We start from the raw sequence: 15,984 nt of genomic DNA on the forward strand, positions 1-15,984 counted from the left end.
GGCGTGGCGCCGCGACTACAACGAGACCCGGCCGCACGCGTCGCTCGGGGACCGGACCCCCGACGAATTCGCCCTCGCGGCGATCACCTCAAAGCGTCCAGTTTGCCCATCATGATTGGGATACGCGCGGGGGCCAGGTCAAATCCGTTAGCAAACGTCCAAGGTGTCGAACATAAGCTGGAGAAAAAACTCAGCATTGCCTTGTCGCGTAAGGCGTTGCAGATATGCGGGCGAATAGCTCAGTTGGTAGAGCACCTCCCTTACAAGGAGGGGGTCACAGGTTCGAGCCCTGTTTCGCCCAAATTTCAGTCTTTGGTTTGACCGCTTAGTTACGGCGTGAACGAATAGAACAGTCCCTGATTGTACAGGCCGCCTCCAGCCGTCACACCATAGAGATTCGTGCCCATGGGTAACAAGCCGACGGGCGCGTTGCCGCCCCTCCCGCCAGCGAACTTGTGAAGCGTGGTCGCTCCACCGCCCGGGTTGACACTGAACAGCGTACCCTCGCCGAGGCAGGGGGGCGTCGATCCGCCGACGCTCGTACCGTAAAGCGTACCGTTGAGGTTGACGAGGCCCGCCCACGGTTCACAGCCTTTCGCCGCCGTGCCGCCGAAGCTGTAGAGCACTGTCTCCGGGCCGGTCAGGCCGCTCGAAAAGATTGTACCGACGCCTTTTGCGCCGCCCTGAAGCGTCGTTCCATACAACGTGTCGTTGAGGGCGATGAGCGCGCCGAAATATGGTATTCTGCCGTCCGTGCCTTTTCCAAAACTATGTACGATTCTCACGTTTCCGGCAGTGCTGACCCGGAAGATCGTTCCCCCGCCGAACTTGCCGCCGCCAAGCGTCGTGCCGTAGAGCGCCCCGTTGACGACGATCAGCGTCGACATCGGCTGCTCGCCATCGGTCGCGGTGAGGCTAAACGAGTGGATCACGTTTTCAACTCCGCCCGTCGTTATGCTGAACACCGTGCCCACGTCATTGGCACCACCGCCTGACGTCGTGCCGTAGAGCTTTCCGTTGAGCCCGACCAGACCACCGTACGGCTGGCTGCCGTCGTTCGGCCCGCCTTGAAAGCGGTAGAGAACATTGAAGTTCCCGTTGCCGGGATCGATGGTGAACACTTCCCCGAGGCTGCTTGGACCACCACCGGAGATGGTCGTGCCGAAGAACAGGCCCCCGACGTTATACAGCGGTCCGACCGGCTCAGCCCCATCGGTCACCGCAAATGTGTGGAGGATCTTCTCTTTGCCCGCCGGCGTGACGCTGAAAACGATGCCCTCGTTATTCGCGCCGCCGTTTGTCGTCGTTCCATACAACACCCCGTTGAACGATACGAGGAACGTCGGCTGGCTGCCATCGCCGGCGTTCTTCCCGAACGGGTAAAGCGTACTGAAAACGCCGGCGTCCGGCGCCGCCACTGTCTCACGCGAGAAAGCCGTGGAGATCGGCGGCAACGCCGTTGAGCCTGAATGTTGCGAACACGCCGGTAGCGCCAAGCAACACAAAACGGCGAAGTGGCGAAGTCGCGATCGCATATGAAACCTCCCAAGGACGTGACTGCACGTCACTCGAGGCGTGCGTTCGCGAGCCGAAATCGTATCTCCTCAGGTGCGCGCCGCTACGAGGATCAACTCAGCGACTTCCTTCGGATGCGACACCAGCGAGGCGTGGCTAGAGGCAAGCGAAACGGTAGTCGCCTTTGCGCGCGACGCCATCATGCGCTCGGTATCGGGCGGAATCATCAGGTCGTTCTCGGAGACCTGATACCAAGACTTGATCGACTTCCACGCGGGCGCTCCCATCTTGTCGCCGAAGATCGCGCCGCTGACCGGTCGTTGCACGGACGCGAGGACAGCAGCTTCCGCTGCTGGCAAGTCGCCCGCGAAGCACGCCGGAAACTCTTTACGGTCGACGTATAGCAAGCCGCCCGGCCCCGGACCAATGAATTTTGCCCCGGCACCGGGCGGAAACCCGCCGAGCGCCTCACCCTCGTCGGGGGCAAACGCGGCGATGAAGACGAGCCCCTTCACGTTGCGCGCCCCGTAGGCTGCGGACGTCACGACGGCTCCGCCGTAGGAATGACCGGCAACGAGGGTCGGCCCCGGCATCGCATCGATCGTGGCACGCGTGTTCGCGGCGTCGGCAGCGAGGCTAGCCATCTGGTTCTGAACCGCAACGACGTTGTGGCCAGCTGCCTGAAGAATCGGCACGACCTTCGACCAACCCGAACCGTCCGACCATGCCCCGTGGACTAAGACGATGTTGATGCCGCCATCAGAAGACATTCGCAAGTACTCCTTTGCCGCCAGCGAGGAACGATGCGTCGGCAAATCGCGGCGCCTCGGAAAATGTGGTTACTAGCAGCTCACAGCTAAAGCCCTTGTTACAACCGCCGTTCGTCGAGCGGCGACCCTTAGGGTGCCACGCATAAAGAGAAGAAGCGGCCGGTCGTAGACCTGCCGCTTCGTCCGAACGAGGCTTCGTGCTAGTAGATGGCCGTCGCGAAGAAGTTGTTGTCTTTCCAGTATCCGTACGCGACGATCGCCCGGCCGACGGCCACCTTGCCGGTCTGTTTCGCGTCCAGCGCCGGCTGGTCATCGATCGTGACGTTGCCGGTGGCCTGTTGGACGGTCACCAGGTGCCCTTTCACTACAGTGATGGTTCCTGTTACCGTACCGTGCTGAAGAACTTCGGTACAATTGCCGCTCGGAACCCACTGGTCGTTGACCCAGCTTCCGCAAGAGGTGTCGACATACGGAGGAGGATCGGCGAGCGCCGGAGCCATTCCGATCGCGGCGGCTATCGCCAGAGCAGAGATGAATTTCACTAAGACCACTCCCTTCTGCTAGGCGATTTTACCCCGTTTTCCTTGATTTAGGCGCCTCTATTCCATGAGCTTCATCGTGAAATACGTCCACTCGAGCGCGGACGTGTGTGCGCGCTCGTCGAGGTTCGCACCCGCGCCGTGGCCGCCTTCGGTCACCTCGTAGAACAAGTACGGCACGTCCATCGCTGCGAGCTTCGCCGCGAACTTGCGCGCGTGTTGCGGGCCGACACGATCGTCCTTGGTCGTCGTCCAGATGAACGGCTCAGGATACGCGACGCCCCCGCGCAAATTGTTGTAGGGCGATATCTTCGCGAGGAACGCACGTTCCTCGGGGACCGAAACACTGCCGTACTCGCCCACCCACGACGCGCCCGCTTGGACCTGCTCGTAACGCAGCATGTCGAGCAGCGGCACCTGTATGTCGACCGCATTCCACATCTCCGGATGCTGCGTGAACTCGACGCCCATCAAGAGCCCGCCGTTCGAACCACCCTGGATGCCAAGGTGGCGGGGCGACGTGATCTTGCGTGCGACCAGGTCTTGCGCGACGGCGTAGAAGTCGTCGTAGATCCGCTGCCGATGCGTCTTGAGACCGGCGTCGTGCCATGCCGGCCCGAACTCGCCGCCGCCTCGGATGTTCGCAAGCACGTACACACCGCCGCGTTCGAGCCAGAGCTTGCCGAGGATCCCTGAATATCCGGGGGTCTCCGATATCTGGAATCCACCATACGCGTAGAGCACCGTGGGATTGGTCCCATCGAGCTTCATGTTCTTCGGATGAACGATGAAGTACGGGATCTTCGTGCCATCTTTCGACGTCGCTTCGTGCTGCTCGACGACGTCGCTCGACGCGTCGAATTCCGCGGGCAGCGATTTCTCTTGCGATACGGCACCCGACTCGGTGTCGACCGCCCACAACGTCGTCGGAGTCAGAAAGCTCGTGACGTTGACAAAGGCCTTGCCGCTGCGCAGATCGGCATCTCCGATATTGATCGACGAGTTGTCGGGCAGATCGAGACGCTGCGAGCTCCACGTTCCGTCGGGATGCAGCGTGAAGACGAACGCGCGACCGCGCACGTTCTGATAAAGCGCTACCAACAACTGCGAGCGCGTCGCCGCGACGCCGTCGATCGACTCGCGGGGGCCGGGAGCATAGATGAGGACCGGCTTGAGGTGGGCAGGGTCAGCTCGAACCGCCGCCAGATCCATCGCGACCAGCGCGCCTTGTGGGAAGCTCCTCCCGTTCACGCTCCAATCCTCGTTGAGCGTGACGATCAACTTACCGGCGACCAACGCCGAGATATTCGACTTCAGCGGCAAAGCGAGCCGCTCGACGCCGTGAGGTGTGACGATGTAGAGCTGCGCCGTGAAGAACGTCAGGCTCCGCTGGATGAACGTGGCGGAGTCGCCGGTCCCATCGTGCAGCGCGAAGGCCGACGCGCTCACGTCGCTGCGTTCCCCGCGAAAGATCTCGACCGCGCTCGAGAGCGGTTGCCCACGCCTGAGACGCTTGACGATGTACGCGTAGCCCGACGTCGTCAGCTCGCCCGGTTCCCACTCGCGAGAGATGAGGAGCGTATCCGCGTCTTCCCAGTCTGCCTGCTGCTTGCCGCGGGGAAGCTCGAAACCCGACTTCACGAACTGTCCGGTCTGGAGGTCGAATTCGCGTACCGTCTGCGCGTCTTCTCCACCATCGGACAAAGAGACGAGACAATCGGTTTCGGTAGGCCAGTAGCAGTTCGCGCCTCCCCAGACCCAATTCGCATTCTCGGATTTCGCAACCGCATCGAGATCGAGGACCGTCGTCCACTGCGGAGTAGCGGATGCGTAGCTCTCGGCGCTCGTCCGTCGCCAAATGCCTCGCACGTGGTCGTCGTCTTGCCAGAAATTGAAGATTTCGCCGTGGAGAAAAGCCGGCTGCGGAATCCGCCCCTTCGACTTTGCGACCTTCAGCGCCGCCGCGTACAGATTCGCGTAGTGCGGGTCGCTCTCGAGGACGGGCAATGTCTTCGCATTTTGCTCGCGCACCCACTCAAGAGCGCGCGGCCCATCTTTGTCTTCCAGCCAGAGAAACGGATCAGATCCGTCGCTCGTGACGGGGGGCGCCTTTGCCACCGTCGTCTGCGCTCCATCGTTCGGTTGCGCGCCCGCAGGCAGCACAGCGCCACTGCAAAAAACGATCGCAGCGAGAATTGCCGCGATCAGGGGGATTCGGATTAAGCGATGCATGCCGGTCTCCTCCGGACGTCCTCAGTCTGGGAGAAGGAGCGCGTTCTTTGAAGCGAGCGCAGTACACCTTTGACGGCTCCGGCGGAAAGGCGGATGTGACCGACGAACCGCGAGACAAACGGGCGACGTCTGTCGCTCGAGCATCGGAAGGGAACGCTAGAAGTGCATTTCCGGCAGAAACTCGCACGACTTCTCATCGCCTCGACGTTGGCGATCACCGGCACGCTCGTCTCAGCCGCACGCATAAATGCCGCCTCGACGGCCACTCTCAAGACCGTAACGACGGACGACAAGACGGCTACGGTCGGCGTCCCCGACGGCTGGAAGCTCGCAAAAGGCGCCAACGGATACGTCTACGTGAAGGGCCCACACAGCGAGGCGATCAGCCTTGGCGCTGTTATCATCGCGAAGAACGCGCCGGTCGGAACGAGCGGTCTCAGTTCGGATATAGCTTTCGCTTTGCCATTTTCAGCGAGCTTGAAAGACAAGCTCACGATGGCGATCGATAAGGGCGCCGCCAAAGCGGGATTTCCTGCGCCGCAAGTGACGATCGCCAGCCAGACAGGGACGAAGCTCCCGATGTGCACCATGTTCCTCGGAGGCTTGACCTCAAGCAAAGAGTCGAGCAAGTTCGAGGCGGTGATATGCTCGCTGCGGCCCGACTATCTCGGGCTCTACAAGAACATCGTCTTCATGGCGAAAGTGCCGTCCAGCGTTGCAAGCACCGATCGCCCGATCGTCCAGCAGATCGTCCAGAGCTACCGCGTAACGCCGACGATGTTCAAGAAGATGCTGTCCCCGTACACCGCGCCCCCACCGCAGCCCCCGTCTGGCGTAGTGATGCCGGTGATGGCGCCGTATCAAGATCCGACAAACTCGGATTGTTTCGACTACAACATCATCCGGGAATCGCCGCCCTGGGAGGTGCCGATGCACTGCGGCGGTCTGCAGCCCGGCTAAAAACACCGTACGCTGACGACGTGAAAAAAGACGCCGCTCCATGTGGAGCGGCGTCTGCTGCACAGCCACTTGTCAGGCCGGGTCGCTTTAGAAGGACGACGTTCCACCTGACCTCGTAACAAATATAGGTCTAACCAAACCAACAATCGGTACGGAAACGTACCAAGCCCTCTTCATTAGGTGATTGTGACGGCTTGAGGAGGCTCGAGATGTCGATGACCACGACGTTCGAGGGAAACGCGATCTTGGCGAGCCTGAGCGGCGAGGACAGAGAGCAGGCGCTCGCCGGAAGCGAAATCGTCGAATTCAAAGTGCGCCAAAGCGTCTATCGGCCCGAAGAGCGCATCAGCGACGCGTACTTTCCCGTCGGGGCCATCCTCTCGGTCGTCGCACGGATGCGCGACGGCGCGATGATAGAAGTCGGCACGATCGGCCGTGAGGGGACGAGCGCTATACCGCTCGTGATGGGGAGCGACACGACCGCGAACGAGTGCTTCTGCCAAGTGCCGGGACCGGCTTGGAAGATGCCGGCCGATATCTTCCGCGGTCTCCTCGCGCGCAGCCGGACGTTCCGGGACTTTCTCAACCGCTACTTGCAGGCGTACGTCAACATGCTCGGTCAGCTCGCCGCGTGCAACCGATTGCACAGCGTCTACGAGCGATGCGCGCGCTGGCTGCTCATGACCCAAGATCGCGTCGGGAGCGATACGTTTCCGCTCACCCACGAATTCCTCGCGATCATGCTAGGCTCGCGTCGATCGGGCGTGACCGTCGCCGCGGCGGCTCTCCAGAAGGCGGGTTTCATCCACTACTCGCACGGCACGATAGCGGTTCTCGATCGCCCCGGTCTGGAGGCGACGAGTTGCGAGTGTTATAGAGTGACGACCGAACAGTTCGGCGCCTTGCTGAAAATCCAGAAGTAAGGTCTCGTCGAGAGGCGCAGAGCATCGTCCATCAGAAAGGAACCGTGACCGCAACGCGTGGCGCCCGCTCGGGCGCTGATGCGCCGGTCTTTCTTCGTCCTTGAGGAGGCGAGAAGAAGATGTATGCGATGATCGCGGCGCTGCTGGCCAGCGTTGCGCAACTTTACGCGACGCCGTTCGGCCTCGTCCGACATGCGCCGCAATCCATGATCAACATGCGCAGCCCTCTCTCAGGCAGCGTCCTGGTCGCGCAGGCGCTCCATGCGGGCAGAGTCCGGCTCCCCTTCTACAACAATAGGCCGTCGCTCGGCGAGCTGCTCACCTGCACGCCCACGCCGTGCACGGTGCCCAATGTCCAGGCGTCCGAAGGCGGACAGCCCGTCAACGAGACGCCTCTCGCAGCGAACCCGGTCAATCGGCGGCAGATGCTCTCCGGCGGCAACGACTACAACTGCCCGACTACGCAAGGCTTTTTCGCCTCGCATGACGGCGGCTCGACCTGGAACCATACCTGCCTCGGCAATGTGGCGGGCGGATTCGGCGTCGGCGATCCGATCGTCGGCTACAACACGACCGGGATGTCATTCATCGGCGGCATCGACGAGGTATCGGGTACCGTCGCGAACATCGTTTTCGAGCACTCATCGAATGGGGGCACGACGTGGTCGAGCGCGGCGCTCGGGATCGTCGGCATAACGCCCTACACGTTCGTCGACAAGCCGTGGCTTCAGATCGATGACGGTGCGACGAGCCCGCGCAAAGACGAGATGTACGTCTCGACGACCGAATTCGATCCGAACTCGAACAGCGCGATGGTCGTCTCGCACTCGACGAACAACGGCGCGACCTGGACGAGCGTCATGGTCGACGCGGTCGTATATCCGCTCGTCGACCAGTTCACCGATCTCGCGGTCGGCAGCGACGGCGCCGTCTATCTCTCGTGGATGCGCTGTTCGGCGACCGGTCCGAGCCAAGATTGCGGCGGCACGACTTCCGCGATCATGTTCTCGAAGTCGACCGACGGTGGGGTCACGTGGACCGTGCCGATCATGATCGCTTCGGCGAAACTCGTGCCGGACAACTGTGGCGCGTTCTACGGCTGCCTGCCGAACACGCCGGAACGCGTGTCGAACGTGCCGCCGATCGACGTCGATAGGTCGGGCGGCCAGTTCAACAACCACTTGTACGTCGCGTACTACAACTTCACCGGCGCTCAGATGCAGGTGAAGGTCGTCACCTCGGCCGATGGCGGCGCCACCTGGAGTTCGCCCGTCCGCGTGACGCACGCCGCGAACGACGAGTTCTTCCCATGGCTGACGACGAACGACAAAGGATTCGTCGGCGTGTCGTGGCTCGATCGCCGGCTCGACCCTTCGAACATCAACTACGACGCGTTCGCCACGGTGTCGAAAAACGGCGGAGCGCGCTTCGCGCTCGGGGTCCGTCTTTCGTCGGTCTCGTCGGATCCGTTCAACGACGGCTTCGGCGGCGGCTTCATGGGCGACTATACCGGCGGGATATGGGTCAAGAACACGGTTTACGCGTCATATACAGACACGAGAAACGGAGTCGACGGACAAGACGAGATCGGTGGATACAGGATCTAGTCGATAGCCCGACTCCCAGCACCGTGCCACAAGCCCCGGTCGATCGAAATCGACCGGGGTTTAGTTAGAAGTTCTCGCTGAGGGAGCGTCGCCGCGCAAACCCCATAACATCAGAGCGAATGCGGCGATGCCGGTCGGTCCGGCCGAGTAGATGACGGTCCGTATCGTCATCTCTTGAAACGAGGTTCCGAGCGGTGCACTCGTCGCCAAGTGGATTATCGAGCCGCCGGCGCCCCAAACCGCAGCAAGCAGGTACGCGCCAACGGTCGCGAGATCGGAATAAATCGCGAGGTAGAACGCGGCTCGCGACGATGTCACGCCGAGATCGAGCCGCGTCCACATCAGACCCCACGCGAGGAAGAACGCGCCGGAGAAAGCGCCGAGGCGGTGTACCGAGAGCCCGAGCTCGGGAGACGCCATGTAAGGTATCGCAAATCCTTCGAACGAGGTGAATAAGAAGAATAGGATGCCGATCTGCAGGAGGCGACGGCTTTGACGCGCGAGCTCGTTCGAGGCGTTCATGGTTCCCTCCGTAAGGCGGATTCGAAGGTGAGACACATCCTTAGGGGGCGTTTGCGAGGCGGGCGTGCACGTCTTCCATTGCTATCGCAAGGGCGAGGCGAGCGTGGCTCGAAAGAGGAGGCATGCTCTCGGCGCTACTTGCTTCCGCCGTGTTTGGGTTTGCTGCGTTCGGCCTGAACGACCCGGTCGCGTCCCCGCTGCCTGCGACGGCATCGCAAGCGTCGCCGGCGCCGGTCGCGACGCAGCGTCCGTTGCGCGAAGTCGTCTACGATGTGACGACGAATTGGCGCATCGACGACATCACCGAGTCGTACGCGGGCGGTGCGGATGCGACCGACCCAGGCTCGACCGAATACAAGAACGGTCAAGGCACGGTCACCGTCGACGTCTTCGGCCAAACGGCAGACGGCAGTCTCATCGTCACGGTCACGGAGGCGTGGAAAGAACCGACGAAGCAATTGCCGCTTGAAGCGACGATCCAGCCGTCGGGAAACCTCAACTTCGACTTGACCGGTCCGACGTCGCTCGACAATGTCGGCGGCGAGCTGCTCCCCTACTTCGGAACCCAGTTCGCACCTGCCGGCACGCTTGACACGACGACCCGCTGGTCGATCGAGGGCGCTGCAGGCAAGATCAGCACGCGGACCGACTATCAGATCACCGCGGTATCGGGTGACACGGTCACCGTCCACAAAGATCAAACGATCAAGGAGATCGAAACGATAACCGTCGATGGTTCGGTCGTCTACGAGCCTTCGCTGCTCGTCCCCATCTCGGGCACCGTTCGGAAGCGTTCGACCGAGATGTATTCCGACGGTCAGACGACGCGCACGCTCGTGATCACATTCACACGGACATCGGACACGTTCGCATCTAAGGCGCACTAGAAAAGACGGACGCCCCGATCGTCTTGATCGGAGCGTCCATCTCGAGTGCGTTCGCGTAGTCGAGCCCAGGCTCGAGGCCCGGCCGCTTACGCCGTCGTTTGCGTCGTCTGCGAGGTCCGGCGCACGGCCATGTTGCCGAGCCCGAACAGGATCGCTACGCCGACGACGAGCCAGCGGGCGTCATCGCTCCAGATGTTGCTGATGCCGAAGGCCGCATCGAGCGAGAAGCCGCCGAATCCGACGAAGGCCAAGATGAGCGCAGCCGCGATGTTCATCGTGTTGAGCTCGTAGCCGCCGTTCGAAGCCCAGAAGCCCTTGGGTGCGTGAACCGATAGGATCGCCACGATCATCACCATGATGATGAGCGCCGGACCGATCGGGCCGCCGAGGCCGAGAGCGGTCAAGAGGCCGCCGCCGACTTCGCCGAGCCCAGCTGCCGCCGCGAAGAGCGTGCCAGGCCGGAAGCCGATCGATTCCATGAAGCCGCCCGTGCCTTTGATACCGTAGCCACCGAACCAACCGAAGAGTTTCTGCGCGCCGTGCGCGAACAATGCTCCGCCTAAGAGCAGCCGGGCGATTAGTAGTGCCGTAGTCATATGAGAGAGCCTTTCCTCGCTTATATTGCATTGGTTACTTATTTATGGTAACCTATGGACCAAAGGATACTACGGCGAGGTTCGAATTGTCAAGCGCAAAAAAGCGCGAAATGCGGGACGGGGTGGAGTTGTCGAACTTCTGCCCCCGGTTTCACCGAGCGATCGAGCTCGTCGGCCGAAGATGGACCGGAGCGATCATCCGGATCCTTTTGTCCGGGCCGCGGCGGTTCAACGAGATAGCAGCTGGAGTTCCCGGACTCTCCGACCGGCTGCTGACCGAGCGGCTCCGAGAGCTCGAATGTCAGGGAGTTTTGCGCAGGGTCGTCGAGACGGGTTCACCCGTTCGCGTAGCGTACGAGCTCACCGAAGCCGGCACGGAATTGGATGCGACTATACGCGCACTTTCGACTTGGGCCGAGCGCTGGGTTGAAATCCCCGAGCCCGAGCATTCGAAACGCGGCGCGTAACGCGCGACGGGCTGCGACACTAGCAAGGATCTACTCGGGACCTTCGCAACTCATTCTACGGACGGAAACGTCGAGATGGAATAGTTAAGTCGGAGGCGCTCATCGCGTGCCCGACAAGAAAAGTGAAGAACAGCTCCCGCTTACCGTCCGTTTTGTCGCCGGGCTCGGTTTGCTATTCGTCGCCGGCTGGCTCCTCATGTTCGTTCTGCTGACGAAGCGCTGGTAGACGTGCACATCCACCGATCCGAGAAGGTCTGGCTCGTCTGCGGTGTCGTCGCGCTTGTCGTCTTTCTCGCGATCATCGGCGGTGCGGCGATATCCGACGGTATCGTTCCGCCGAGCCACATCGAGACGATCGATCCGACGAAGGTCGCGCAGACGCCTCCCTTCGACCATCCAGGCTTGCGCCGCACCGGACCGCACACGATGGAAGCGTACGTCGTCGCGCACATCTTCTCGTTCACGCCGGACGCCATGAAAATACCGGTTGGGACGAAAGTGACGTTCTACGCCACCAGTCCCGACGTCGTCCACGGCTTTTTCATCACGGACACCGCAGTCAATATGATGGTCATCCCGGGCTGGGTGAGCTCCGCGACGCATACGTTCACGAAGCGCGGGAGCTATCTGCTGCTTTGCAACGAGTATTGCGGCGCGGGCCATCAATATATGTACGGGACAATCGACGTCAAATGAGGCGCCGCACGGGTAAATGATCGCCGATCGCGTCAGAAGCCAAAACCGTCTCATTCTCGCGCACGTCTACGTCGCGACTGCCGCATTGTGCGTCGGCGCGATCTTCGGTCTTCTTCAGGGCATGTCACGTGCCAGGTGGACCACGCCGCCCCCTTGGTTCGACTATTACCGGATGCTCACCGCGCACGGCGTGTTGATGGCGCTCGTCTTCACGACCTTTTTCATCTGCGGCATCTGCACGTTCATGACGCAGCGTGCCATACCTCGCGAGCGTTCGCTCGTGCTCGGCTGGACGGGCTTCGCGGTCATGCTGGCAGGCACGCTTGCAGCGGCCTACGAGATCCTCGCCGGCAACGCGACCGTGCTCTACACGTTCTACGCGCCGCTCAAGGCGAGCCCGATATTCTACATCGGCGCGACGCTGCTCGTCGTTGGAACATGGCTGGTCGCGGCTGATATACTCCTCGACGTCGCATGGTTCCGCAAGAACCGGCCCGGCGAGCGTCTCCCGCTCGTCGTGCACGGGGCTGCATGCACGTTCGTCATGTGGGTCGTTGCGACGATCGGCGTCGCGATCGAGATGGTATTCTTTCTCATCCCCTGGTCGCTCGGCTGGACCCCGACCGTCAACGTCATGCTCACCCGCATGCTGTTCTGGTATTTCGGGCACCCGCTCGTCTATTTCTGGATCATGGGCGCGTACCTCATCTGGTACAACGTCGTGCCGCTCTTCTTCGGCGGTAAGGTGTTCAGCGACGCGCTCACGCGCCTCGTCTTCGTCATGCTCGTCTTGCTGTCGACCCCCGTCGGCATCCACCACGAGTTCATGGAGCCGGGCATCTCAGCGGGTTGGAAGTGGCTCCACACGATGACGACGTACGGGGTCGTCATCCCGTCGATCATCACCGCGTTCTCGATATTCGCCGCGTTCGAGCTCGCGGCGCAGCGCAAGGGCACGAAGGGGTTCATCGCGACGATCCGCGGCTTGCCGTGGGGCGATCCGGCGTTCTCGGGCCCGGCACTCGGCATGATCCTGTTTATCTTCGGCGGCTTCGGAGGCATCGTCAACGCGTCGTACAGCATGGATGCGCTCGTCCACAATACGATGTGGATCGTCGGGCACTTCCACATCACCGTCGGCGGGCCGGTGGCGCTCACGTTCGTCGGTTGCGCGTACTGGCTCGTGCCGCGACTCACCGGTCGCAGGCTATGGGCGCCGAAGCTCGCTCTCGCCCAGACGTATGCGTGGTTCATCGGCATGGCGATCATGTCGACCGCCATGCACTACGCCGGGCTGCTCGGCTCGCCGCGCCGCACCGAAGATGTATCATATTTTGGGTCCGCCGTCGCCCAATCGTGGATGCCCGAGATGAATGCCGCCGCTGTCGGCGGCACGATCCTCTTCGTCAGCATCATCATGTTCGTCGCCGTCGCCGTCGGCACGCTCTTCACGCGAAAAGAGCAATTTCCGGAGGTCGTCTTCGCCGAGGTGGAACCGACGGCGCAGCCCACCCCGGCGGCGCTCGACGGAATGGGTCGCTGGGCTGTTTTGGCTGTGATCCTCGCCGTTCTAGCGTACGTCGGGCCTTTAAGGGAACTGCTCGCGCAGCACATCTACGGCGCGCCCGGCATGCGGACGTGGTAGGGGCTGCGACTCCCGCAACATCTGCATAGGACCTTCACCGGACCTTCCGCCCACGCGAACCTCCACTTGGAATAGTATGACATGGAGGTACTTCGCAATGCGCACATCGCTCAATCGTATCGGAATCGGCCTCGCAGTTGCCGCTGTCCTGGCTGCGGCCGTGTCCCTGATGCCCGCGACCTCGTCGGCCCATCCTTCCATAGACATCGCGGTCGCGAACTGGAAGTTCACTCCGGATAAGATCACGATTCCGGTCGGCGAACCGACGACGCTCCGAATGACGACGACATCCGGCGTCCACGGGATCAAGTCCGACGAGCTCGGCATCCCGATGACGACGATTCCGAACGGCAAAGTCATCGAAGTGACGTTCACGCCGGCGAAGGCGGGCACGTACGTCCTGCACTGCCAGATCTTCTGTGGACCCGGCCATCCCAATATGGCCCTGACGATCGTCGTAACGCCATGAAGCAGCGCAATGCGATCGCCGCGATCGCGCTCGCATTTGCGGCGACCTTCTTCATCGTCGACGCCCGCCCGCTGCAAGCGATGCCGCCGTTCGCCCAGGCGTATGGGATGAACTGCGACGTGTGTCATACGGCTGTGCCGGCACTCAACGCGTACGGCCGCTACGTACAGCGCACGGGTTATGCGTCGCTCGACCCAGCGACCATCCATCGCGCGAACCCGCTCTGGATTGGCGAAACCGCGTTCTACGATTCCCAAGACCCGGCGCTCCCGCACCAGACGCAGTTAGGGAATCTCGCCATCCACGCCGCCGGCTATATCGGCACCGATTGGACGTTCCACGCACATCAGTGGATCGTGCAGAACAACGCGTCCGGCGGCACCGATACGCTTTGGGTGACGTACAACAACCTCTTCCACCGCGATGGCCATCTCTTCATAGGCAAGATCGAAGACGCAGCGCCCTCACCGTACAGCCAGTGGTCTGAACTCAATGGGTTCGGCACGACCGGCGTCGTCTCGGGCGAACATGCCTGGCAATGGGGAGCGAACCGCTGGGGTACGAAGCTGGCGTATACGCACGACTGGGTCGTCGCGGAAGCCGCATACCTAGGTCCGAACGGCGACTTGAACAGCGCGACCGATTTCTCGGCCGCCCAGGACAAGACGTTTGATTGGCGCCTCGCGTACGCGCCGCCGGCTGCGCCGTTCGAAGTCGGCGTCTACGGTGAGCGCGGCATCGTGCCGATCTCCGACGGTACATTCGACCACTACAGCGGCTTGGCGGTCTACGGCCAAATGGATCCGATGCCGCACGGGATGCCAGGCATCTTCAGCGCCTACCAGACAGGCCATGACGCGAACGCGGGCGCCGGGCTCGGCGCATCGACGAGCAAGGCGTTCTCGGTGGACGTGTACGAGCCGTTCTTCAACCAGCGGGTGATGTTGGGCGCGCGGCACGACTACATCGATGACGGATTCGGAAACCACAGCCACTCCTCGAACATCGACCTCGAGTGGCTCGCGGTGCGGCACGTTGACGATCGCAACGCGACCGGCCTCATCTTCAACGCGGAAGACGCCATCGTGCCGGGCGTGGGGCCGGACTGGAAGTACCAGCTGTGGTACGCAACTACCGTCGGTCCGCTGCACTAGGCCATACGCTTCGTCGTAAGGCGAAGACCTCTCGTGGAGCCGCGCCGACCTCGATGAGGCGGCGCGGCTTCATGGAACCGCTTGGGTTATTGGATCCGCATGGCCCACTTGGATCGCCGATCGGATCGAGGTCGACTATGTGACTGAGAAGCCCCACATCTCGCGCTGACCGACCGTCACCGTCTCGCTCGCTCGTGTCACAAGCACCGGTACCTTCGAGTGCCGCAGCACGCCTTCCGCGATGCTGCCGAGCAAAGCACGTGCGAGACCACTACGGCCGTGGCTTCCTATCACGATGAGGTCCGCTTTGTGTTGGCGTGCGACGGTGAGGATGGTATCGACGCACGAGCCTTCTTCGATGCAGCTATTTGCGTCGATTCCGCCGCCCTTGGCCCGATCGACCGCGTCCTGCAGAGCCGCCTCTCCGGCCTCGCGTTCCGCTTCGAGCGCGTACGACGGATCGATGCTGACCGCCGGAGCGGACATCATCGCGGCGATCTTCGCCACCTCGCATACGTGCGTGAAGACGACCTTTGCGTCCTGATCCCGGGCGAGGCGCACCGCCAACGCGACGGCGGCATCCGAGGGAGCGGAGCCATCGACGGGGACGAGGATCATTTTGAACATGGACATGGTCTCTTATCCTCCGTTAGCGACCGCGATCAGCCGGATCGCGAAGCTCCGCATCAATGGCCGCCATGCACCGCGCTGAGAGCCCATCCTAGGTCGACGGGCCAGAGGACGATCGCGAGAGCCCCTTGCCAGAAGGTCAGATGCAGATAGCCGATGGTGAAGAGCCAGGCCCATATGCCGACGATGAAGACGGCGCCGCTCGGATCCACACGCACCGTGTTGCCGCTACGCGGGTTGCCGCTTTGTGACGAGTTCTCCATCGCGACGACCTCCTCACACACGAGCACGATGCCATCTCGATGCTCAATTGTCGCCCCGAGGGCGGTGCGAACGTATGAAGGTCGTCGGAAGTGCGTAGGAACGTAGGCG

The 15,984-nt window shown here is 62.1% G+C and carries 17 protein-coding genes and 1 tRNA gene; 10 read left to right on the top strand and 8 right to left on the bottom strand.

The window, feature by feature from the left end; all coding sequences use genetic code 11:
- Together VFO25_05735 and VFO25_05740 are read left to right on the top strand one after the other, a co-directional pair.
- On the top strand, positions 1–115 hold a 115-nt coding region (locus tag VFO25_05735; GenBank protein HET9342393.1), incomplete at its 5' end, for an integrase core domain-containing protein.
- A 113-nt stretch (positions 116–228) separates the two neighbouring features.
- Positions 229–301, top strand: a tRNA-Val gene (locus tag VFO25_05740).
- Between the two features lie 28 nt (positions 302–329).
- Here VFO25_05740 and VFO25_05745 read toward each other — a convergent pair.
- The 4 genes from VFO25_05745 to VFO25_05760 form a co-directional block, all read right to left on the bottom strand.
- A complete protein-coding gene (locus VFO25_05745; protein ID HET9342394.1) occupies positions 330–1,418 on the bottom strand; it encodes a choice-of-anchor tandem repeat GloVer-containing protein in 1,089 nt (362 codons plus the stop codon).
- A gap of 186 nt (positions 1,419–1,604) precedes the next feature.
- The gene (locus VFO25_05750) at positions 1,605–2,285 is read right to left on the bottom strand and encodes an alpha/beta hydrolase (GenBank protein HET9342395.1); all 681 of its coding nucleotides are present in this window, start codon (positions 2,283–2,285) and stop codon (positions 1,605–1,607) included.
- A gap of 200 nt (positions 2,286–2,485) precedes the next feature.
- Complete coding sequence (locus VFO25_05755) at positions 2,486–2,827, bottom strand: hypothetical protein (protein ID HET9342396.1); 342 nt, start codon at positions 2,825–2,827, stop codon at positions 2,486–2,488.
- A 57-nt stretch (positions 2,828–2,884) separates the two neighbouring features.
- Complete coding sequence (locus VFO25_05760; protein HET9342397.1) at positions 2,885–4,942, bottom strand: prolyl oligopeptidase family serine peptidase; 2,058 nt, start codon at positions 4,940–4,942, stop codon at positions 2,885–2,887.
- A gap of 276 nt (positions 4,943–5,218) precedes the next feature.
- Between VFO25_05760 and VFO25_05765 the strand changes: the two genes are divergently transcribed.
- The 3 genes from VFO25_05765 (at position 5,219) to VFO25_05775 (ending at position 8,546) form a co-directional block, all read left to right on the top strand.
- Positions 5,219–6,016: a hypothetical protein gene (locus tag VFO25_05765; GenBank protein HET9342398.1), complete on the top strand. Its 798-nt coding sequence runs from the start codon at positions 5,219–5,221 to the stop codon at positions 6,014–6,016.
- 215 nt (positions 6,017–6,231) lie between these two features.
- Entirely contained in the window at positions 6,232–6,939 is a 708-nt protein-coding gene (locus tag VFO25_05770) for a Crp/Fnr family transcriptional regulator (GenBank protein HET9342399.1), read from the top strand.
- A 119-nt stretch (positions 6,940–7,058) separates the two neighbouring features.
- Complete coding sequence (locus tag VFO25_05775; GenBank protein ID HET9342400.1) at positions 7,059–8,546, top strand: sialidase family protein; 1,488 nt, start codon at positions 7,059–7,061, stop codon at positions 8,544–8,546.
- A gap of 60 nt (positions 8,547–8,606) precedes the next feature.
- Here VFO25_05775 and VFO25_05780 read toward each other — a convergent pair whose 3' ends face one another.
- Positions 8,607–9,068, bottom strand: coding sequence for a hypothetical protein (locus VFO25_05780; GenBank protein HET9342401.1), 462 nt, complete (start codon positions 9,066–9,068; stop codon positions 8,607–8,609).
- A 122-nt stretch (positions 9,069–9,190) separates the two neighbouring features.
- On the opposite strand from VFO25_05780, the gene VFO25_05785 reads away from it, so the two are divergent.
- Positions 9,191–9,955 (top strand): hypothetical protein, encoded by a 765-nt coding sequence (locus VFO25_05785; protein HET9342402.1) that lies wholly within the window; start codon positions 9,191–9,193, stop codon positions 9,953–9,955.
- 86 nt (positions 9,956–10,041) lie between these two features.
- Here the strand turns inward: VFO25_05785 and VFO25_05790 are convergent, their stop codons facing one another.
- Positions 10,042–10,551, bottom strand: a complete 510-nt coding sequence (locus tag VFO25_05790; GenBank protein ID HET9342403.1) for a DoxX family protein — start codon at positions 10,549–10,551, stop codon at positions 10,042–10,044.
- A 695-nt stretch (positions 10,552–11,246) separates the two neighbouring features.
- On the opposite strand from VFO25_05790, the gene VFO25_05795 reads away from it, so the two are divergent.
- The 4 genes from VFO25_05795 to VFO25_05810 all read left to right on the top strand — a co-directional run bounded on the left by VFO25_05795 (position 11,247) and on the right by VFO25_05810 (position 14,982).
- Positions 11,247–11,714 carry a cytochrome c oxidase subunit II gene (locus VFO25_05795; GenBank protein ID HET9342404.1) on the top strand — a complete coding sequence of 156 codons (468 nt, stop codon included), beginning with the start codon at positions 11,247–11,249 and terminating at the stop codon, positions 11,712–11,714.
- Positions 11,715–11,730: 16 nt separating this feature from the next.
- On the top strand, positions 11,731–13,359 hold the full coding sequence (locus VFO25_05800) for a cbb3-type cytochrome c oxidase subunit I (protein HET9342405.1): 1,629 nt from the start codon (positions 11,731–11,733) through the stop codon (positions 13,357–13,359).
- Between the two features lie 97 nt (positions 13,360–13,456).
- Positions 13,457–13,828 (top strand): cupredoxin domain-containing protein, encoded by a 372-nt coding sequence (locus VFO25_05805; protein ID HET9342406.1) that lies wholly within the window; start codon positions 13,457–13,459, stop codon positions 13,826–13,828.
- A complete protein-coding gene (locus VFO25_05810; GenBank protein HET9342407.1) occupies positions 13,825–14,982 on the top strand; it encodes a hypothetical protein in 1,158 nt (385 codons plus the stop codon). The genes VFO25_05805 and VFO25_05810 overlap by 4 nt, the downstream gene beginning before the upstream one ends.
- 135 nt (positions 14,983–15,117) lie before the next feature.
- On the opposite strand, the gene VFO25_05815 is transcribed toward VFO25_05810, so the two are convergent.
- Together VFO25_05815 and VFO25_05820 are read right to left on the bottom strand one after the other, a co-directional pair.
- Positions 15,118–15,615 (bottom strand): universal stress protein, encoded by a 498-nt coding sequence (locus VFO25_05815; protein ID HET9342408.1) that lies wholly within the window; start codon positions 15,613–15,615, stop codon positions 15,118–15,120.
- 53 nt (positions 15,616–15,668) lie between these two features.
- Entirely contained in the window at positions 15,669–15,902 is a 234-nt protein-coding gene (locus VFO25_05820) for a hypothetical protein (protein ID HET9342409.1), read from the bottom strand.
- Positions 15,903–15,984 lie beyond the last annotated feature (82 nt).

Source organism: Candidatus Eremiobacteraceae bacterium (assembly GCA_035710745.1).
In the GTDB taxonomy this organism is placed as follows: Bacteria; Vulcanimicrobiota; Vulcanimicrobiia; order Eremiobacterales; family Eremiobacteraceae; genus JANWLL01.